The organism is Corynebacterium sp. ACRQK (assembly GCF_022345965.1).
Taxonomy (GTDB): domain Bacteria; phylum Actinomycetota; class Actinomycetes; order Mycobacteriales; family Mycobacteriaceae; genus Corynebacterium.
In genome coordinates this window covers 328,436-348,100 of sequence record NZ_JAKRMU010000001.1, presented here as the reverse complement: position 1 = coordinate 348,100, position 19,665 = coordinate 328,436, and the positions used below count along the sequence as shown (strand labels likewise).

Here is a 19,665-nt window from a genome sequence, read left to right as displayed (position 1 = left end):
GGTGCTGCTCATGACCCCAGGCCTTGCACTGTTCTACGGCGGCATGACTGGTCTGGCCTGGATCAACACCACGGTCGCTACTGCGGCCGCGATGCTCGGCTGGATGCTCTGTGAAACTATCCGCGACCGCGCCGCTACCTCCCTGGGCATTGCCTCTGGCGCCGTGGCAGGTCTGGTGACGATCACACCGGCGGCTGGAACGTTGACGCCCCTAACTTCCATCGTCATTGGATTCATAGGTGGCGTCATCGCCTGCATGGCAATCGTTCTGCGGCGGACGCCTCGGTGGATAGCATCGTCGACGCGATCGTCAGTGCTGCCTGCACCGGAAAGATCGGCGACGGAAAGATTTGGATCACCCCGGTTGACGAGGTGATCCGCGTGCGTACCGGCGAGCGTGGAGAGGATGCGCTGTAAAGCAGCACTGTAAAACGCTGTAAAACACCGGTGAAATGTGACTGTCGTGTAGGCCACTGGCTAAGCTAGGGGAGTTATAAGCCAACCTCCGATACCTACAAGGGAGCACTAAATAGTGTTTGAGTCTTTGTCAGACCGCCTGCAATCTGCCATGAAGGGTCTTCGTGGCAAGGGCAAGCTGTCCGAGGCTGATATTAATGCCACCGCGCGCGAGATCCGCCTTGCGCTGTTGGAGGCAGACGTATCCCTCCCGGTGGTGCGCGCCTTTATTAAGCGCATCAAGGAGCGCGCCGCCGGGGCAGAGGTATCCGAGGCGCTGAACCCGGCACAGCAGGTCATCAAGATCGTCAACGAGGAACTCAAGGAGATCCTCGGCGGCGAGACCCGCCGGCTGAATCTGGCTAAGCACCCGCCGACAGTCATTATGCTGGCCGGTCTGCAGGGTGCTGGTAAGACTACCCTGGCCGGCAAGCTGGCCCTGCACCTGGCCAAGCAGGGCCATACTCCCATGTTGGTGGCCTGTGACCTGCAGCGCCCGGGTGCGGTGCAGCAGCTGCAGATCGTCGGTGAGCGCGCCGGCGTGAAGACTTTCGCTCCGGACCCGGGCACCAGCCTGGATTCCCACGATCACGAGATGGGCACTAGCCACGGGGATCCCGTCGACGTCGCGCAGCGCGGTATCGAGGAGGCTTACCGCAGCCAGCACGACATCGTCATCATCGATACCGCGGGTCGCTTGGGTATTGACGAGGAGCTCATGCGCCAGGCGCGCAACATTCGCGATGCGGTGGAGCCCGACGAAGTGCTCTTTGTTATTGACGCCATGATCGGCCAGGATGCCGTTACTACGGCCGAGGCGTTCCGCGATGGCGTGGACTTCACGGGTGTCGTCCTGACGAAGCTGGATGGTGACGCCCGCGGTGGTGCTGCGCTGTCGATTCGTGAGGTCACCGGCAAGCCGATCCTGTTCGCCTCCACCGGCGAGAAGCAGGAAGACTTCGACGTCTTCCACCCGGACCGCATGGCCAACCGCATCCTCGGCATGGGTGACGTGCTCACCCTGATCGAGCAGGCCGAGCAGGTATTGGACGCAGAAAAGGCCGAAGATTCCGCCATGCGCATGGCCTCCGGCGACCTGACGCTGGAGGACTTCCTCGAGCAAATGCTGATGATCCGCAAGATGGGTCCCTTGGGCAACATCCTGAAGATGATGCCCGGTGGCTCCCAGATGTCGAAGATGGCCGACATGGTGGATGAAAAGGAACTGGACCGCATCCAGGCCATCATCCGCGGTATGACCCCGGCTGAGCGCCAGGACCCAAAGATCCTGAACGCCTCCCGCCGTAAGCGCATCGCCAACGGTTCTGGCGTGAGCGTTTCCGACGTCAACAAGCTGGTGGACCGCTTCTTCGAGGCCAAGAAGATGATGGGCAAGATGGCTGGCCAGTTCGGCATGGGCGGCCGGTCTGCGACCAAGAAGCAGAAGGTGCACCGCAAGGGAAAGAAGGGAAAGAAGGGCAAGAACGCCAAGAACAAGAACCGCAAGAACATGCGCCGGGGCATGCCCGGCGGCCAGGGGATGCCGGGCATGCCGGGCATGGGTGGCGGAATGCCTAGCATGAAGGATCTGGAGAAGATGCAGGAGCAGCTTCCCCCAGGCTTCGAAGGCATTGACCTGTCGAAGATGAACTTTCCGAAGAAGTAGCGGGCACTGAAGTAGTCTTTACCGAAGTAGCCGGCACCTCCAGCAGGGGATTTGGTTCCCGTGGGTGCCGGCTACTACACTTATTCTGGTTGTCTGTGTAACACCGTCCCCGACCACGGTCGGCCGGTGGTCACGCGCAGCAAAAATACGAAGGGTTGAACCGGCTCTGGCCAGAAGAATTTTCAGCGGGTTTCCGCAGAGATTTTTCGCAGAGTGTCTGAACTGCCCAGTGACCAACTAGAAGAAAGGGAGCCATCACATGGCCGTCAAGATTAAGCTGCAGCGCCTGGGTAAGATCCGTACCCCGGAGTACCGCGTCGTCGTTCAGGATTCTCGCACCAAGCGTTCCGGAAAGATCATCGAGAATCTGGGCATCTACCAGCCGACCCAGGAGCCGTCCCTGATCCAGATCGACTCCGAGCGCGCACAGTACTGGCTGGGTGTCGGTGCACAGCCGACCGAGCCGGTTCTGGCTCTGCTGAAGATCACCGGCGACTGGCAGAAGCACAAGGGCATCGAGGGCGCCGAGGGCACCCTGAAGGTGGCCGAGGAGAAGAAGTCCAAGCTGGACCTGTTCAACGAGGCTCTGGCTGAGGCTGCCGATGGCCCGACTGCTGAGGCTATCACCGAGAAGAAGCGCAAGGCCAAGGAAGAGGCAGAGGCTAAGGCCGCTGCTGAGGCTGCCGCTGCTGAAGAGGCCGCTGCCAAGGAAGCTGAGGAGGCCGAGAAGGCTGAGGCTGCTGACTCCGAGGGCGAGGCTGAGGCTGAGTCTGCAGAGTAGTTCGCAGAGTTCCTTTGCACTAGCGGCTAACTAACCCCAGGTGGGCGCATCGCTCATCTGGGGTTTTTGCATGCCTGAATGCGGCCTCATTGCCCCCGTATGCACAGCGGTGAAGGTGTCGTCGATCATAGGGAGTAAGGTTAGTAGCTGTCATCACAGAAGCGGCTAAAGCCGAATCTGAACCTATGCAAGAGGGCAAAGAGGCAAGTCTCTATGAACGTCGAAGAAACCGTCAGCGGTTACTACCAGCAGATCATTCAACGCAACGCGGGGGAGCCTGAGTTCCACCAGGCCATTGCGGAGGTGCTGGACAGCTTGACGTACGTCCTGAAGAAGGACGAGCACTACGCAAACTACGCACTCATCGAGCGCATGTGTGAGCCGGAACGGCAGGTCATCTTCCGCGTCCCGTGGATCACGGATGAGGGCGAAGTTCGCGTCAATCGAGGTTTCCGCGTGCAGTTCAACTCCGTGCTTGGTCCCTACAAGGGCGGCCTGCGCTTCCACCCTTCGGTGAACCTCGGCATCATCAAGTTCCTCGGCTTCGAGCAGATCTTCAAGAACTCCCTGACCGGCCTGCCGATCGGCGGCGGTAAGGGCGGCTCCGACTTCGACCCGAAGGGTAAGTCGAACCGCGAGATCATGTCCTTCTGCCAGTCCTTCATGACGGAGCTGCACACCCACATCGGTGAAGAGGTCGACGTTCCCGCCGGTGATATCGGCGTGGGTGGTCGCGAAATCGGTTACCTGTTCGGCCAGTACCGCCGCATGACGAACCGCCACGAGTCCGGCGTGCTCACCGGCAAGGGCCTGACTTGGGGTGGCTCCCTGGTTCGCACCGAGGCCACTGGCTATGGCACCGTGTACTTCACTCAGGAAATGATGGGTGCCCACGACGATCGCTTCGACGGTGCCAAGGTCATCGTCTCCGGTTCCGGTAACGTCGCCATCTACGCGGCTCAGAAGGCTCAGGAGCTCGGGGCAACTGTCGTGGCTATGTCTGATTCCTCTGGCTATGTGTGCACCCCCGAAGGCGTGGATATCGAACTTCTGAAGGACATCAAGGAGGTGCGCCGCGCTCGCCTTTCTGACTACGCCAAGGAGACCGACGGGGTGACGTACCACGAGGGTGGCAACATTTGGGAGGTTGAGGCCGACGTGGCTCTGCCGTGCGCCACCCAGAATGAACTGGATGGCGAGTCGGCAATACTGCTCGCCGACAACGGATGCCGCTACGTCGCTGAGGGTGCGAACATGCCGTGCACCCCGGAGGCTATAGAGACTTTCCGCAAGCGCAAGATTTTCTTCGCCCCAGGTAAGGCTGCCAACGCCGGTGGGGTGGCTACCTCTGCTCTGGAGATGCAGCAGAATGCCTCCCGCGATTCCTGGACCTTCGACTACACGGACAAGCGCCTGCGCGACATTATGCGTGGAATCTTCAAGCGTTGCGATAGGACGGCCCGGGAATATGACCGCGAAGACGATTACGTCCTCGGCGCCAACATCGCCGGCTTCCGCAAGGTGGCCGATGCAATGCTGGCACAGGGTGTTATCTAGCCTATGGAGTTGCAGATCGGCCGGGTGATCAAGCCCCACGGCGTGCGGGGAGAGGTGGTCGTTGATCCCACGACGGACACCCCCGAACTGCGTTTCGCCACCGGCGAGGTTCTGAAGGGTAAGCAAGCGGGCAAGGAGCTGTCCTTGACCGTCCGTTCCTCCCGCCCGCACCAGGGGCGCCTGCTGGTCACCTTCGAGGAGATCGCCGACCGCACGGCTGCCGAGTCCCTGCGCGGCGTGCGCTTCTTCGCCGCTCCCGTGCACGATGAGGACGACGATGGTTTCTACGACCACGAACTCGAAGGTCTCACCGCCTACCTCCTCGCCCCCAGCACAGACCTGAAGGGCGACGAGATCCAGCTTGGGGATCTGGTCGGAGAAGTTGTTGCCGTTGAGCACACTCCGGCCGGGCAGTTGCTCGCTATTCTAATTGACGCCGAATCCCAGCTGCCGACCGCTGGAAAGGAAGTGCTCGTACCCTTCCGCCACCAGATTGTCCCGATTGTAGACCTGGAAGAGGAGATCCTCGTACTCACCCCGCCTGAGGGGCTTTTGGAGCTGAGCTAGTTTTGCGCCTAGACGTAGTAACGATCTTCCCCGAATATTTAGAGCCGCTGCGCCACGCGCTCCTGGGTAAAGCCATCGAACAGGGGATCCTAAGCGTTGGCGTGCATAACCTGCGCGCCTGGACCAGCGACGTCCACCAGTCAGTGGATTCCACCCCGTGCGGCGGTGGCCCCGGCATGGTGATGAAGCCCGAGGTCTGGGGGCCTGCTCTTGACGACGTCGCGGCCGGCACCGGCCCGGCGGCCACAGTCAGCGACCTGGAAAGCTCCGCGGAGCACAAGCGCAACCTGCGCCCAGCCACTACCAATGGCGATGCTGAGCCTTTAGGGGAGGAGGCAGGTGGCGTCACAAAACCTCTGCTTATTGTCCCCACACCCGCAGGAAAACCGTTCACCCAAGACATGGCAGAACGGTGGAGCACCGAAGAACACGTCGTGTTTGCCTGCGGCCGCTACGAGGGCATCGACCAGCGAGTGGTGGAGGACGCACAGAACCGCTACCGCGTGGAAGAAGTCAGCATTGGCGACTACGTGCTGATCGGCGGGGAGGTCGCCGTGCTGGTCATGGCCGAGGCGATGGTGCGGCTGATCCCCGGCGTGCTGGGCAACCAAGCCAGCCACCAGGAGGATTCCTTCCAGGATGGGCTGCTGGAAGGCCCCAGCTACACGCGCCCCCGGCAGTGGCGCGGGCTAGACGTGCCCGACGTGCTCTTCAGTGGAAATCACGCGAAGATTGCGCAGTGGCGGCGTGAACAGTCCCTCGCCCGAACCAAAAAAATACGCCGGGACCTGTTGGAAAACGTGGAGCTATCCAAGGCAGATCGGGCGTATCTGGACAGGCTAGAGCCCTAGCAACTAGTGGTCAGCGCCCGGGATGGCGTTGACGTGATCGCGGGGCTCGTCGCCTTCTGCGTACAGCGGCATGTCCTGCTTAGCGTGGTAGAAGGGGATGTCGATCGGATCCAGGGGCTTGTCGCCCTTGATCAGGTCGGCGGCCTTCTCTGCCAGCATGATGACCGGTGCGTAGATGTTGCCATTGGTGATGATCGGCATGACCGATGCATCGGCGATGTACAGGCCCTCAACACCGTGGACCTGCATAGTCTCCGGGTCGACAACAGCCATCTCGTCGTCCGCCGGGCCCATCTTGGCGGTGCAGGACGGGTGCAGAGCGGTCTCTGCGTCGTTGCGTACCCACTCCAGGATCTCCTCGTCGGTCTCCACAGCGGAGCCGGGGGAGATCTCGCCGTCGGTGAATTCCTTCATCGCCGGGGTGTCCAGCAGCTTACGGGAGGTGCGCACGGCCTCGACCCACTCGCGGCGGTCCTGCTCGGTGGCCAGGTAGTTGAACAGGATCTCCGGCTTGTCCTTCGGGTCGTTCGACTTAATGTGCACGTGGCCCTTGGTGTCGGAGTACATCGGGCCGACGTGGAACTGGAAGCCGTGCTCGCCCTCCGGCTGGGAACCGTCGTAACGGATCGCCATCGGCAGGAAGTGGAACATCAGGTTCGGGTAGTCCTCGTTCTCGTTGGAGCGGGCGAAGCCGCCGGCCTCGAAGTGGGAGGAAGCAACCGGGCCGCGGCGGGTCAGCAGCCACTGCAGGCCGATGAACGGGCGGTTGATCATCTTGTAATACGGCTGGGAGCTCACCGGCTGGGTGCAGTTGTACTGCACGTAGACCTCGAGGTGGTCCTGCAGGTTGTTGCCCACGCCGGGCAGGTGCTTCTTGACCTTGACGCCGGCCTTTTCCAGCACCTCGCGGTCACCGATGCCGGACAGCTCCAGCAGCTGTGGGGTGTTGAAGGCGCCACCGCAGAGGATGACCTTGTCGGCGAAGACGCGGTGGGTCTGGCCCTTCCACTGGTACTCCACGCCTACGGCCTTGCCGTTTTCGACGATGACCTGCGTGGTGTAGGCGCGGGTGCGCACGTCCAGGTTCTTGCGGTTCATGACTGGGTGCAGGTAGGCGCGGGCGGCGGACAGGCGCTTGCCGCCCAAGATGTTGCGATCGAAGGGAGCGAAGCCCTCCTGGCGGTAGCCGTTGACGTCGTTGGTGAGGTTGTAGCCGGCCTGCTGGACGGACTTGAAGAAGGCCTGGAACAGTGGGCTGGTGGCCGGGCCGCGGGTCAGCTTCAGCGGACCGTTGTGGCCGCGGCGCGGGTCGTTAGCGTCGGCGCCCAGGGCGGTTTCCATCTTGTTGAAGTAGGGCAGGACGTGGCTCCAGCCCCAGTTGGACATGCCGGGCAGCTTGCCCCACTTTTCGTAGTCCATCGGGTTGCCACGCTGGAAGATCATGCCGTTGATGGAGGAGGAGCCACCCAGCACCTTGCCGCGAGCGTGGTAGATACGACGGCCGTTCATCTCCGGTTCTGGCTCGGATTCGTACTGCCAGTCGTAGTGCTTGTCGCCGATGGGGAAGGAAAACGCCGCCGGCATGTGGATGAACAGATCCCATAGGGAATCCGGGCGACCGGCTTCCAGGACCATGACGTCCTTGGTGGAGTCTTCGGAGAGTCGGTTGGCCAATACGGAGCCAGCGGATCCGCCGCCGACGATGACGATATCCCGACGACGGTCTTCGATTACCTGGCCTGTGGTGTCGTTCTTCTTTCCTGGAATCAGCTTGTCGATGAAGCTCATCTTTTCACTCGCCTCCTAGTTAAATGACTGAACGTAAACTAGTATGCCATTTTCTTTTATAGATCTCTAGATGGCAGGTAGAAAGCATGATTAATCTACCTCACTAGTGAAGTGTAAATAGACACCTATGTGAGGGGGAATGCTGGAAAATTAGAAAGACCTGTGTATTCTAGGAAATTGTATTTCTGAGAAAATGAACTCCCTTTGGCGTAGTAGCGATCGTGGAGAACAAGAGGAGAACTACATGACAAATCCCGAAAACGACCATCAACCGGAGGCGGCCGAAAGCGCCTCCCGGCGCATCGTGAACAGGAAAAAAGCCTCTGCCCCGCGAGTGATCGTCGGCTCTTTTGATGTTAACGACCGTGATAGCTATGCGCCGGGTGAAGTTACGGACCCAAAGACCAACTGGCCCGTCTTTATCGTTTCGGCACTCGGCATCCTGGCCGTCGCCCTCTACGCTTTCTTCGGACGTGAGCAGGCCAAGGACACCCTGGGCACCGTCACCGGCTGGATCTCCACCAACCTCGGCTGGTTCTACATCGTCACCGCGACGGTCGCTGTGATCTTCGTCCTAGTGGTCGCCTTCTCGAAGTCGGGCAACATTCGCCTGGGGCCGGACCACTCCCGTCCGCAGTTCCGCCTCTTCTCTTGGTCGGCGATGCTCTTCGCCGCCGGCATTGGCGTGGATCTGATGTTCTTCGCCGTCGCAGAGCCCGTCACCCAGTACATGGCGCCACCAGTAGGGGATGGGCAGACTCGCGAGGCTGCAGAGCAGGCAGTCGTGTGGGCTCTGTTCCACTACGGCGTGACCGGCTGGGCCCTGTATGCCCTGATGGGCATGGCCTTCGGCTACTATGCCTATCGCCTGAACATGCCGCTGGCCATCCGCAGCGCCCTTTACCCGCTGATCGGTAAGCGCATCCATGGCCCCATCGGCGGTGCAGTGGACATCGCTGCCGTGCTGGGCACCGTCTTCGGCATCGCAGCTTCCCTGGGCATCGGCGTGGTGCAGCTGACCTACGGCCTGCACCTCATCTTCGGCTGGGATCAGGGCGTGGCCGTCCAGTCCGGCCTGATCATCTTCGCTGTCGGCATCGCCACCCTATCCGCCATCTCCGGCGTAGACAAGGGTATTAAGCGCCTCAGTGAGATCAACGTGTTGCTGGCCATCGGGCTGGTCCTCTACGTCACCGTCACGGGCCAGACTGCCTTCCTTCTTGACGCCCTCGTGATGAACATCGGCGACTATGTCTCCTCCTTCCCGGGCATGACGATGGATACTTTTGCCTTCTCCGAGGACCCGGAGGCCACCAAGGAATGGATGGGCGCCTGGACGTTGTTCTTCTGGGCCTGGTGGGTAGCCTGGGCACCCTTCGTCGGCCTGTTCCTGGCCCGCATTTCCCGCGGCCGCACCCTGCGCCAGTTCGTCGTCGGCGTACTGACCATCCCGTTCCTGTTCATCCTGTTGTGGATGAGCCTGTTCGGAAACACCGCCCTGAAGCGCGTTGTCAGTGGCGACATGGATTTCGCCAACAACACCATGGAAGCTCCGGAGCAGGGCTTCTATGCGCTGCTGCAGGACATGAACGGCGGCGCGGTGCTGATCGTCCTGTGCACCATGATTGGCTTGCTGCTGTACATCACCTCCGCCGACTCCGGTGCGCTGGTGACCGCCAACTTCACCTCCAAGATCGAGGATTCCCGCCAGGACGGTGCCAAGTGGTCCCGTATCTTCTGGGCCGTGCTGGTCGGCGTGCTGACGCTGGTCATGCTGCAAGTTAACGGCGTCGAAACAGTGCAGCTGGCAACCATCGTGATGGGTCTGCCGTTCACGATCGTGATCTACCTCATCATGTTCGGACTATGGCGCTCCCTGCGCCTGGAGAGCTACGCCACTGAGGCTCGCAGTATCTCCCTGCACAGCGCCATGTCCGGCCGCTCCGGTGCCGGCGGGGACAAGCAGTCCTGGCGCAAGCGCCTGTCTCGAGCATCCACCTGGCCGAGCCAGGCCAAGGCCAACGAGTACCTCACTAACGTGGCGCAGCCTGCGCTGGAGGCCGTTGCCCGCGAGCTGAAGGACGAGGGAATCGACACTACGCTGGTGGCTGCCGACGTGCCGAACCTGCCGGTAAACCAGCTGGACCTCACCATCCACCTGGGTGAAGAGCAAGACTTCCGCTACCAGATCTACCCCTTGGAGCACCCGGTGCCGAGCTTCACCCGCAGCACCAGTAATGGGGAGAACTACTACCGTCTCGAGGTCTTCGACAACACCGGTTCGCTGGGCTACGACATCTACGGCTACACCACGGAGCAGCTGATCGATAACGTCCTGGACCTCTACGAGCGCCACCTGGAGTTCCTGCACATGCAGCGTGACCTTCCGGGCACCTCCGACATTTCCGACGGCGCGGACCCCGTGCGCACCTGGACCGAAGACTAAAACCTGGACCAACTGGACTAAAAGGCCAAATACAGAAAGCGAGAATCACAACCATGAACGCTGTACTGTTCGACCCCACCACCTGCGAACTGCTGGCCGGGGTGCACAAGAATGAGGGCGCTCCCGCCTCGCTGTTCATCAACGGCCAGTGGGGAGCGGCTGAAAGGGGCGAGACCCGCACGATCACAAACCCCGCCGATAACTCCACCGTGGGCTTGGTTTCCGAGGCCTCCGACGAGGACACGAACAAGGCCATCGCCGCTGCCCGTGCCTCCTTCGACTCCCGCGTGTGGGCCGACGTGCCCGCCGCCGAGCGCGGCAAGCTCCTGCTACAGGTCGCCGACAAGATCCGCGAGAACAAGGATGCCTTCGCCCGCGCCGAGTCCGCCGACACGGGCAAGCGCCTGGCCGAGTCCGAGATCGACATGGACGACATCGCCAACTCTTTCGAGTACTTCGGCACTCTTGCCCAGCACCAGGCCGGTCGCGTCGTGGACCCGGGCGATGCAAATGTTCGCTCTCGTATTGACGCCGAACCCGTCGGCGTATGCGGCCTGATTACCCCGTGGAACTACCCGCTGCTGCAGGTGGCCTGGAAGGTCGCCCCGGCCCTGGCCGCAGGCAACTCCTTTGTGCTGAAGCAGGCGGAGCTTACCCCGCACACCGCCATGATGCTGATGACGGTCCTGGACCAGCTGGGGCTGCCGGCCGGCGTGGCTAACCTGATCACCGGCGCGGGCGCCAACTGCGGCAACCCGCTGTCGCAGAGCTCGGATGTGGATATGGTCAGCTTCACCGGCGGCCTGGTCACCGGCAAGCTGATCGCCCGCAACGCGGCGGAGACCGTCAAGCGCGTGGCCCTGGAGCTGGGCGGCAAGAACCCGAACGTCATCTTCGCCGACGCGGAGTTCGACGCTGCGGTGGATAACGCACTGAACGGCGCGTTCGTCCACTCCGGCCAAGTGTGCTCTGCGGGCTCCCGCATAGTGGTGGAGGAGTCCATCCACGACCAGTTCGTCGAGGCTCTGGTGGCCAAGGCCGAGAAGATCAAGGTCGGCGGCCCGCTGGACGAGGCCGCCGAGACCGGCGCGCTGATCTCCGTCGATCACCGCGACAAGGTTGCGGCCTACGTCGACCGCGCCCGCGAGCAGGGCGCGAAGATCCTCTGCGGCGGTCGCATCCCGACGGCCGAGGACAACCAGGGCTCCCACGCGACGGGCAACACGGATCTGACCCAGGGCGTGTTCTACCTGCCGACGATCATCGATGGCTGCACGCAAGAGATGGACTGCGTGCACGACGAGGCCTTCGGTCCGGTCGTGACCATCGAGACCTTCACCACCGAGGACGAGGCCGTGGCCATCGCCAACGACACCGAGTACGGCCTGGCCGGAGCCGTGTGGACCACTGACGCCGGTAAGGCGGAAAGGGTCGCACGTAAGCTGCGTCACGGGACTATTTGGATTAATGACTTCCACCCCTACCTGCCGCAGGCGGAGTGGGGCGGAATGAAGCAGTCCGGCAACGGCCGCGAGCTCGGCCCCACCGGCCTGGCCGAGTACCAAGAGCACAAGCACGTCTACACCAACATCGCGCCAGCGGTGACGGGGTGGTTTAAGGAATAGGAAAAGTCAGCGGGCAAGAAGCGATGCGGCCCGAGTGGGGCGAGGATTTCGGCAAGCAGTAGCCCCTCTAGAATGTGGGGAATGACCGATAGCATCGCTAGCATCATTGCCTACGAGCTCGGGGTGGATCAGCCCCGGGTGCAGGCCACCATCGACTTGCTGGACGGCGGGGCGACCGTGCCGTTTATCGCCCGCTACCGCAAGGAAGTCACCGGCGGTATGGACGACAGCCAGCTGCGCAAGCTCGAGCAGCGCCTCGACTACCTGCGCGAGCTCGCCGCCCGCAAGGAGACCATCCTCAAAAGCATCAAAGAGCAGGGCAAGCTCACCGACGACCTGCGTGAGAAGATCCTGGCCGTGGATACGAAGGCCCGCCTCGAGGATCTGTACCTGCCGTTTAAGAAGTCCCGCCGCACCAAGGCCGCCATCGCGCGCGAGGCCGGCTTGGGCGAGCTGGTCGAGAAGCTGCTCGCCGGAGGCAGTCCCGATCTGGCCGCGGATTACGTCCAGGAGGGTTTTGCTGACGCCACCTCGGTGATGGCTGGCGCCAGGGCCATTGTGGTCGAGGACATTTCCACCGACGCGGATCTGGTGGGGGAGATCCGGGAGGAATACTTCCAGCGAGGCCGTGCCGAATCCGCCGTGATTGAGGGCAAGGAGGAAGAAGGCCAGAAGTACCGCGACTACTTCGAGTTCGACGAACCCTTCGGGGATCTGCCGAGCCACCGCGTGCTGGCACTGCTGCGCGGTGAGAACGAAGGCGTGCTGCGGGTGAACTTTGCGCCGGGGGAGGACGACGAGTTCTACCAGGGCATCATTGCCGATCGCACCGGCCTGCAGGCTCAGGGCGATCCTGCCGATAAGTTTCGCGCCGAATGCGTGCGCTTCGGCTGGCGCACGAAGCTGGCGGTCAGCTCCGCGGTGGATGTGCGTATGCGTCTGAAGGAGAAGGCCGACGAGGCCGCCGTGAGCGTGTTCTCGAAGAACCTGAAGGATCTGCTGCTGGCGGCGCCCGCGGGTCACCGGTCGACCCTGGGCATGGATCCGGGCTACCGCAACGGCGTGAAGTGTGCAGTCGTGGACGGCACCGGTAAGGTGCTGGATACGGTCGTGGTCTACCCGCACTCTGGCCAGTGGGATAAGGCCCGCACGATCCTCAGCGCGCTGGTGAACAAGCACGGCGTGGAGCTACTGGCAGTGGGCAACGGCACCGCCAGCCGCGAGACCGAGAAGCTGGCAAAGGAGATCGCCGGACTGGCGGAGGGCACCAAGCCCCAAACCGTTGTCATCTCCGAGGCAGGCGCGTCGGTCTACTCTGCCTCCGAGGTGGCCGCCCAGGAGTTCCCGGGCATGGACGTCTCGCTGCGCGGGGCCGTTTCCATTGCCCGCCGCCTGCAGGATCCGCTGGCGGAGCTGGTGAAGATCGACCCGAAATCCATCGGCGTGGGGCAGTACCAGCACGACGTCAACCAGGCGCTGCTGGCCGCCGGTCTGGACACCGTGGTGGAGGATGCGGTGAACTCCGTCGGCGTGGACGTGAACCTGGCCAGTGCGCCACTGCTCAACCGGGTGGCAGGAGTTACCCCGACCCTGGCGGAGAACATCGTGGCCTACCGCGATGAGAACGGCGCCTTCAAATCCCGCAAGGAACTGCTGAAGGTGCCGCGCCTGGGGCCGAAGGCGTTCGAGCAGGCCGCGGGCTTCCTGCGGATCAACGGAGCTGCCGACCCGCTGGACGGCTCAGCTGTACACCCCGAGGCCTACCCGCTGGTGCGCCGCATCGTAGACACGACCGGCGTGGAGGTTGCGCAGCTCGTAGGCAACTCCGCCGTGCTGGGCAAGCTGCGTGCGGGGGACTTCGCCGACGAGAAGTTCGGCATCCCCACCGTCACGGACGTGCTGGCGGAGCTGGACAAGCCGGGGCGCGACCCGCGCCCGACGTTCAAGACTGCCACGCTCGCCGAGGGGATCGAGACCATCAAGGACCTCAAGCCGGGCATGGTGCTAGAGGGCACGGTCACGAACGTCGCCGCCTTCGGAGCCTTTGTGGATATCGGCGTGCACCAGGATGGCCTGGTTCACGTCTCCGCCATGAGCGAGCAATTCGTAAAGGATCCGCACGACGTGGTCAGCTCTGGCGAGGTGGTGAAGGTGCGTGTCGTTGACGTGGACGTTCCGCGCAACCGCATTGGCCTTTCCCTGCGCCTGCAGGACGAACCCAAGGCCCCCACAGCCAACGGCAAGTCCAAGCCGAAGAAGGGTGCGCGGAGGAAGCCCAACCCCCGCAATCAGGCCCCGCAGGGCAGTATGGCCGCCGCGCTGAAGAACGCAGGATTTGGACAAAGCCGCTAGTCGGTGTCATACTACTCAAGTTAATTTCTGTTGTGGGTACGAACCCGTAGGCGCGCACGTCACGCGAAAAGCCGCGAGGATCCTCTATCCAGACGAGCAAAAGGATTTCATCCATGCACATTCTTGATAAGGTTGACGCAGCTCAGCTGCGCGACGACATTCCCGAGTTCCGCGCCGGCGATACCCTGGACGTTCACGTCAAGGTTATCGAGGGCTCCAAGTCCCGTCTGCAGGTTTTCCGTGGCGTTGTGATCCGCCGCCAGAACTCCGGCATCCGCGAGACCTTCACCATCCGCAAGGTTTCCTTCGGCATCGGTGTGGAGCGTACCTTCCCGGTTCACTCCCCGAACATCGACCGCATCGACGTCCTGTCCCGCGGTAAGGTCCGCCGTGCGAAGCTGTACTATCTGCGCGAGCGTCGCGGCAAGGCAGCCCGCATCAAGGAGCGCATCTAGTACTTACCCCCTAAGTGCTATCAACCCAGTCACACTTTCGTGGCTGGGTTTTTTGCTGTTCGCCCCACTGGTATCCTCGTTCCTTGTGACTCATCGACAGGAACCCAACGACCCCAACGTGCCCAATGAGGCTGCCGCGCAGCCGGAGCAGGGGGCGTCACCAAAAAAGAAGAAGGAGAAGAAGACCTACCCTTGGTGGGTCGAGATGCCGATCATCATCCTGGTGACGATGCTGGTGCTGGGCGCTTTCAATAACTTTGTGGGTCGCATGTACCTGATTCCTTCCGAGTCGATGGAGCCGACGCTGCACGGCTGCGTGGGCTGTACACCCGACCGCATCTTCGTGAACAAGCTGGCCTACCGCGGCGACAAAATGCCGGACCCGGGCGATGTCGTCGTCTTCGTCGGAACTGAGTCTTGGAACGAGGAATACACTTCCCGCCGCAGCTCCAACGATGTGGTGCGCGGCCTGCAGAACCTTGGCGCCACCATCGGCATCGTCGCGCCGGACGAAAACACACTGGTCAAGCGCGTGATCGCCACCGGTGGGCAGACCGTGCAGTGCCAGGAAGGCGACCCGGGCATCATGGTCAACGGCAAGAAGGTCGACGATTCCTACACGATGGACCCACCGGCCAACCCGATCGACCCGACCACGGGCTCCAAGGAGTGCCAGGGCGACTACTTCGGCCCCGTTACCGTGCCGGACGACGCTGTCTGGGTGATGGGCGACAACCGCACCAACTCGCTGGATTCCCGCGCGCACATGGGCGACGAGCACCAGGGAACCATCCCTGTGGAGAACATCGTCGGCGAGGTCGAGTCCATCCTGCTGCCGTTCAGTCGCATCGGTGGCGTGGACCCCCTGCCCATCCAGGACTAGAGCCGCTAGAGTCGCTCAAGAGTTAAGTTGGAACGCGAGCTAGAGGCCGCGGGGCTGGGGCCTGTCGCGGGGGTGGACGAGGCTGGGCGCGGTGCGTGCTGCGGGCCCATCTCGATTGCGGCGTGCATCCTGCCCTCTGACCTGGACGGGGCCGGGCTGGACCGCCTGACCGACTCGAAGAAGCTCACGGAGAAGACCCGCGAGCGGCTGTATGACGTCATCCGCGACGTCGCCGTTTCCTACTCGATTATTCACATCAGCGCCGAAGACATCGACCGCTTCGGCATTCAGCACGCGAACGTCTCCGGCATGCGCCGCGCTGTGGCAGCTTTGGAGGTGCAGCCCGGATACGTGCTGACGGATGCGGTGAAGGTCCCCGGCCTGCCTATGCCGCACCTGCCCGTGGTGAAGGGCGACCAGATGGCCAAGTGCATCAGCGCGGCAAGTGTGCTGGCAAAGGTTTCCAGGGATCGAGTGTTGCGAACGCTCGACGAGGAGTTCCCGGGGTATGGTTTGGCTAGTCACAAGGGCTATGGCACCAAGGCGCACATGACTGCGGTGAGCCTACATGGTGGCACCCCTTATCACCGTTACAGTTACAAGAACGTGGCCGCTGCGCACCAGCAGTGGCTTAAAGGGAAGGATCGAGGGTAAGTCCGTGAGCGCTGAGGAACTAGACGACTACGAGGCAAACGTCGAGCTGTCGATGTACCGCGAGTACCGCGACGTGGTCAGCCAGTTTTCCTACGTTGTGGAGACCGAGCGCCGCTTTTACCTGGCCAACGCCGTCGAGTTGATCCCGCGCAACTCCGGCGGGGAGGTATACTACGAGGTTCGTATGTCCGATGCCTGGGTGTGGGACATGTACCGCCCCGCCCGCTTCGTCCGCTACGTGCGCGTAATCACCTACAAGGACGTAAACATCGAGGAGCTCGACAAGCCCGAGCTCCAACTGCCCGACTGACCTGCGACTTTCCTCTAATTCACAGCCCAGGGGTTATCCACAGCCCCCTGGGCTTTTGTTGTCTCTATTTCTTTTTATGACGCCACCCCACGGGGATGATGCCCCACACTTGTGAACCAGGTACCGGGCGTGAAGAACCGGTGCCGGATCACGGAAAAGGGGAGGGCGACTAGTGACGGCGGCGAACAAGCGAGCAGTGGGAAACCTGGGTGAGGATCTGGCGGCTGAGTATCTGCAGCGGGCGGGTTATGAGGTGCTGGACCGCAACTTCTATACCCGCTATGGGGAGCTGGACTTGGTGGCGCGGACGCCCGAGGACGACCTGGCTTTCATCGAGGTGAAGTATCGCACCTCGGACTCCGACGGGGGCGGAGTGGCGGCGGTGGGGTCGCGGAAGCTCAGGCGGATCCGCACGCTGGCCGGACTGTGGCTGGAGCAGAATCGCGAGGGGGTGCAGTTTTCCGGGGGACTGCGCGTGGACGTGATCGACGTCGGACCGGACGGCGTGCGCGAGCACGTCGAGGGGGTGTGGTGACCAATGGCCGTGGGGCATGCGCAGTCGATAGCGCTGGAGGGGACCCGACGGACGGTGATCACCGTCGAGTGCGACGTGAGCAGGGGGCTACCCGGAATATCAATCGTGGGTATGGGGGATACCGCGGTGGTGCAGGCGAAGGACCGCATCCGGTCGGCGTTGAAGAATTCCGGCGTGGGGTGGCCGGGGTCGCGGACCGTGATGAGCTTGTCGCCTGCCGGGTTGCCGAAGCAGGGGGCCGGTTATGACCTGGCGATGGTGTGCGCGATGCTCTCTGCGGTTGCTGACGATGCGCTAGCAGCGGGACGGCTAGCTCAGACGATTCTGGTGGGGGAGCTGGGGTTGGATGGGCAGATCCGCCCGGTGCAGGGAGTGTTCGCGCTGGTGCTGGCCGCGGCGATGGAGGGATTCTCCACTGTCGTGGTGCCCGTGGGAAACGAAAGCGAGGCAGCCGAGGCTGCGCAGACAGCAGCGAGCGATGGGGGTGTGAGCGTGCTGGTGGCCCAGAATCTGGGTACGGTTATCGACTGGCTGCGCGGAGGAGAGCTGCCGGAGGCGTGCCCGGGGGAGTATGCCCCGCCCCGGCAAGTGGGGGACCTGGCGGAAGTAGTGGGGCAGCCCGCTGCCCGCCGGGCGGTGGAGGTGGCCGCGGCCGGAGGGCACAACCTGATGCTGACGGGGCCGCCGGGAAGCGGCAAATCGATGCTGGCCGAACGTCTGCCGGGGATCCTGCCGCCCATGACCGATACCGAGCGGGTGGAGGCCGCGAGCGTGCACTCCCTGGCGGGAGTAAAGGGGAGCTTGCCGGAAGTGCTCGCGGGTCAGCGGCCGTTCATTGCGCCGCACCACAACGTGACCCCGGCGGCACTCATCGGCGGCGGGCGCGTGCCTGTCCCCGGGGCCGTGAGTCTGGCCCACCACGGTGTGCTGTTTGTCGACGAGGTCAGCGAGGCGCGCCGGGATAGCCTGGAGTGCCTGCGCGTGCCTTTGGAACAGCGCCGCGTGGAGCTCATGCGGGCGAACAGAATCTCCAGCTTTCCCGCCGACTTTCAGCTGGTGATGGCAGCCAACCCCTGTCCGTGTGGCGCGGAACTGCCGATTGACTGCATCTGCCCCTCCGGGGCGCGACTGCGGTATCAGGCGAAGCTATCCGGTCCGCTACGTGACCGAGTGGACGTGTTCGCCACCACCACGGGCAGGCCCCAGATTGAGGGGCTAAGCAGTCCTGGAGAGACCAGCTCCGCCGTGGCCGAACGGGTGGCCGAGGCCAGGGAGCGCGCCCGCCAGCGGTGGGGCACCGCCAGCAACGCATTAGTGTCCGGAAAAATTTTGCGGCAGGTAGGCGTGGATGAATCCGGCTCCGTTCTGCTGGAGGACATGCTGCGGACCGGCACCATCACGCAGCGGGGAGTGGACCGAACCATCCGTGTCGCCTGGACTCTCGCGGATCTCGACCGGGCGTCCGCCCCGCACCTGGGGCACATCAGCGATGCGGTGGAACTCTTCGGAGCAGACAGGGAATTGGTGGAGGTACAGCGATGACGACCCAGAAAAATTTTTTGGAATGGGTCTACGTGCGCCGAGTTATAGAAGCCTCGCGCATCGACGTGCTGGACATGCTCTGGCCAAACGGCTGGGAGCAGGCCGGTCCCGCAGAGGTGCAGGCTGTCGCGGACGCATTGGCACGCCGGGGCGGGGAGCTACCGGGCGCGTTGGCGGACTCGACGTCGCAGCGCTACGAGCAGGACCCTGCCCGCGACGCGGAGCTGGCCACCGCCCGTGGCTGGCGGCTGGTCACCCCGGAGGACGACGAGTGGCCCGCCGAGTTGACTGCTAGCTTCGTGCGGATGGGCGATTCGGGCGCGGATCACGATTCCTCCGTCCGCGGCCAGGCGGCCGCACCTTTCGCCCTGTGGGTGCGCGGGGACGTGCGCCTGGATGCGCTGGTGCGCCGCTCGATCACGGTCGTGGGCACCCGCGCCGCCACGCGCTACGGTGAGCAGGTCACCCAGTCCTTCGCCGGAGACCTGGCGGACGCGGGCTTTAGCTTGATCTCCGGGGGTGCGATCGGCATCGACGCCATCGCCCACCGCGCGGCCCTCGAATCCAAGATGCCCACCGTCGTGGTCATGGCCTGTGGCCTCGATGTTTCCTACCCCAAGGCGCATGGGAACCTGTTTGAGCAGATAGTCGCCGCCGGTGGAATGCTTATCAGCGAGTATCCGCCGGGCACCCCGCCGGCCCGCCATCGCTTCCTCACCCGTAACCGCCTGGCCGCGGCTCTCGGGCAGGCGACCCTGGTGGTCGAGGCGCCGCTGCGCAGTGGGGCGATCAACACCCTGAACTGGGCCGAAGCGTTGGTGAAGCCTACCTTTGCCGTCCCCGGCCCCGTCACCTCCCACGCTTCCCTCGGATGCCTCGATCGCATCCGCACCAACCGCGCCACGGTGGCCGTCAGCGCCCGTGACCTGATCGAGGAGCTCACCCCTCTCGGCGAGCAGATGGCGTTGGGGCTAGGCCAGGAGGATCGTTCGTTCCTGCCTAGCTGGGAGCACCTCGCCATTATTGACGCCGCAGCCTTGCCGAGCGGCAAAGGTCCCGAAGGCAGACTGCCGCAGCTGGTGGAGGCCACCGGTTTGCCCGCCCGCACGGTGATCCGCTGCCTACGCGACCTGGAGGCAATGGGCAGGCTCCGGAGGGAGGCGGACCGCTGGATTAGGGTCGAGTGACCGGCTAGAT

General features: G+C 63.2%; 16 protein-coding genes and 2 pseudogenes. 17 read left to right on the top strand and 1 reads right to left on the bottom strand.

What is annotated here, in order from left to right:
* Positions 1 to 40: 40 nt before the first annotated feature.
* The 7 genes and pseudogenes from MHX63_RS01635 to trmD form a co-directional block, all read left to right on the top strand.
* Positions 41 to 274 (top strand): annotated as a pseudogene (locus MHX63_RS01635) (ammonium transporter); the annotation flags it as partial.
* A 2-nt stretch (positions 275 to 276) separates the two neighbouring features.
* A pseudogene (locus MHX63_RS01630) lies at positions 277 to 417 on the top strand (P-II family nitrogen regulator); the annotation flags it as partial.
* Between the two features lie 115 nt (positions 418 to 532).
* On the top strand, positions 533 to 2,122 hold the full coding sequence (ffh, locus tag MHX63_RS01625; protein ID WP_239386955.1) for a signal recognition particle protein: 1,590 nt from the start codon (positions 533 to 535) through the stop codon (positions 2,120 to 2,122).
* A 259-nt stretch (positions 2,123 to 2,381) separates the two neighbouring features.
* The gene (gene rpsP, locus MHX63_RS01620; protein ID WP_239386954.1) at positions 2,382 to 2,903 is read left to right on the top strand and encodes a 30S ribosomal protein S16; all 522 of its coding nucleotides are present in this window, start codon (positions 2,382 to 2,384) and stop codon (positions 2,901 to 2,903) included.
* 213 nt (positions 2,904 to 3,116) lie between these two features.
* Positions 3,117 to 4,460 (top strand): NADP-specific glutamate dehydrogenase, encoded by a 1,344-nt coding sequence (gene gdhA, locus MHX63_RS01615; protein ID WP_239386953.1) that lies wholly within the window; start codon positions 3,117 to 3,119, stop codon positions 4,458 to 4,460.
* Positions 4,461 to 4,463: 3 nt separating this feature from the next.
* Positions 4,464 to 5,027: a ribosome maturation factor RimM gene (rimM, locus tag MHX63_RS01610; protein WP_239386952.1), complete on the top strand. Its 564-nt coding sequence runs from the start codon at positions 4,464 to 4,466 to the stop codon at positions 5,025 to 5,027.
* Between the two features lie 2 nt (positions 5,028 to 5,029).
* Entirely contained in the window at positions 5,030 to 5,878 is an 849-nt protein-coding gene (gene trmD, locus MHX63_RS01605) for a tRNA (guanosine(37)-N1)-methyltransferase TrmD (protein WP_239386951.1), read from the top strand.
* A 3-nt stretch (positions 5,879 to 5,881) separates the two neighbouring features.
* Here trmD and betA read toward each other — a convergent pair whose 3' ends face one another.
* The gene (betA, locus tag MHX63_RS01600; RefSeq protein WP_239386950.1) at positions 5,882 to 7,666 is read right to left on the bottom strand and encodes a choline dehydrogenase; all 1,785 of its coding nucleotides are present in this window, start codon (positions 7,664 to 7,666) and stop codon (positions 5,882 to 5,884) included.
* A gap of 244 nt (positions 7,667 to 7,910) precedes the next feature.
* Between betA and betT the strand changes: the two genes are divergently transcribed.
* The 10 genes from betT (at position 7,911) to dprA (ending at position 19,655) form a co-directional block, all read left to right on the top strand.
* Complete coding sequence (gene betT, locus MHX63_RS01595) at positions 7,911 to 10,112, top strand: choline BCCT transporter BetT (protein ID WP_239386949.1); 2,202 nt, start codon at positions 7,911 to 7,913, stop codon at positions 10,110 to 10,112.
* A 53-nt stretch (positions 10,113 to 10,165) separates the two neighbouring features.
* Complete coding sequence (locus MHX63_RS01590) at positions 10,166 to 11,737, top strand: aldehyde dehydrogenase family protein (protein WP_255710134.1); 1,572 nt, start codon at positions 10,166 to 10,168, stop codon at positions 11,735 to 11,737.
* 81 nt (positions 11,738 to 11,818) lie between these two features.
* Complete coding sequence (locus tag MHX63_RS01585) at positions 11,819 to 14,089, top strand: Tex family protein (protein WP_239386948.1); 2,271 nt, start codon at positions 11,819 to 11,821, stop codon at positions 14,087 to 14,089.
* Positions 14,090 to 14,202: 113 nt separating this feature from the next.
* The gene (gene rplS / locus MHX63_RS01580) at positions 14,203 to 14,544 is read left to right on the top strand and encodes a 50S ribosomal protein L19 (protein ID WP_005295302.1); all 342 of its coding nucleotides are present in this window, start codon (positions 14,203 to 14,205) and stop codon (positions 14,542 to 14,544) included.
* 118 nt (positions 14,545 to 14,662) lie between these two features.
* Entirely contained in the window at positions 14,663 to 15,427 is a 765-nt protein-coding gene (gene lepB, locus MHX63_RS01575) for a signal peptidase I (RefSeq protein WP_239387147.1), read from the top strand.
* A 27-nt stretch (positions 15,428 to 15,454) separates the two neighbouring features.
* A complete protein-coding gene (locus tag MHX63_RS01570; protein ID WP_239386947.1) occupies positions 15,455 to 16,081 on the top strand; it encodes a ribonuclease HII in 627 nt (208 codons plus the stop codon).
* 4 nt (positions 16,082 to 16,085) lie between these two features.
* Positions 16,086 to 16,391, top strand: a complete 306-nt coding sequence (locus MHX63_RS01565; protein WP_005295294.1) for a DUF2469 domain-containing protein — start codon at positions 16,086 to 16,088, stop codon at positions 16,389 to 16,391.
* 172 nt (positions 16,392 to 16,563) lie between these two features.
* Positions 16,564 to 16,926: a YraN family protein gene (locus tag MHX63_RS01560; RefSeq protein ID WP_239386946.1), complete on the top strand. Its 363-nt coding sequence runs from the start codon at positions 16,564 to 16,566 to the stop codon at positions 16,924 to 16,926.
* A 3-nt stretch (positions 16,927 to 16,929) separates the two neighbouring features.
* A complete protein-coding gene (locus MHX63_RS01555; RefSeq protein ID WP_239386945.1) occupies positions 16,930 to 18,468 on the top strand; it encodes a YifB family Mg chelatase-like AAA ATPase in 1,539 nt (512 codons plus the stop codon).
* Positions 18,465 to 19,655: a DNA-processing protein DprA gene (gene dprA / locus MHX63_RS01550; protein WP_239386944.1), complete on the top strand. Its 1,191-nt coding sequence runs from the start codon at positions 18,465 to 18,467 to the stop codon at positions 19,653 to 19,655. Before MHX63_RS01555 ends, dprA begins: the two co-directional genes overlap by 4 nt.
* Positions 19,656 to 19,665 lie beyond the last annotated feature (10 nt).

What these genes read in the sequence shown, in the direction of transcription:
- rpsP (WP_239386954.1), top strand. Translation starts at nt 2,382, where the DNA reads ATGGCCGTCAAGATTAAGCTGCAGCGCCTGGGTAAGATCCGTACCCCG.
- gdhA (WP_239386953.1), top strand. Translation starts at nt 3,117, where the DNA reads ATGAACGTCGAAGAAACCGTCAGCGGTTACTACCAGCAGATCATTCAA.
- rimM (WP_239386952.1), top strand. Translation starts at nt 4,464, where the DNA reads ATGGAGTTGCAGATCGGCCGGGTGATCAAGCCCCACGGCGTGCGGGGA.
- betA (WP_239386950.1), bottom strand. Translation starts at nt 7,666, where the DNA reads ATGAGCTTCATCGACAAGCTGATTCCAGGAAAGAAGAACGACACCACA.
- betT (WP_239386949.1), top strand. Translation starts at nt 7,911, where the DNA reads ATGACAAATCCCGAAAACGACCATCAACCGGAGGCGGCCGAAAGCGCC.
- MHX63_RS01590 (WP_255710134.1), top strand. Translation starts at nt 10,166, where the DNA reads ATGAACGCTGTACTGTTCGACCCCACCACCTGCGAACTGCTGGCCGGG.
- MHX63_RS01585 (WP_239386948.1), top strand. Translation starts at nt 11,819, where the DNA reads ATGACCGATAGCATCGCTAGCATCATTGCCTACGAGCTCGGGGTGGAT.
- rplS (WP_005295302.1), top strand. Translation starts at nt 14,203, where the DNA reads ATGCACATTCTTGATAAGGTTGACGCAGCTCAGCTGCGCGACGACATT.
- MHX63_RS01555 (WP_239386945.1), top strand. Translation starts at nt 16,930, where the DNA reads ATGGCCGTGGGGCATGCGCAGTCGATAGCGCTGGAGGGGACCCGACGG.
- dprA (WP_239386944.1), top strand. Translation starts at nt 18,465, where the DNA reads ATGACGACCCAGAAAAATTTTTTGGAATGGGTCTACGTGCGCCGAGTT.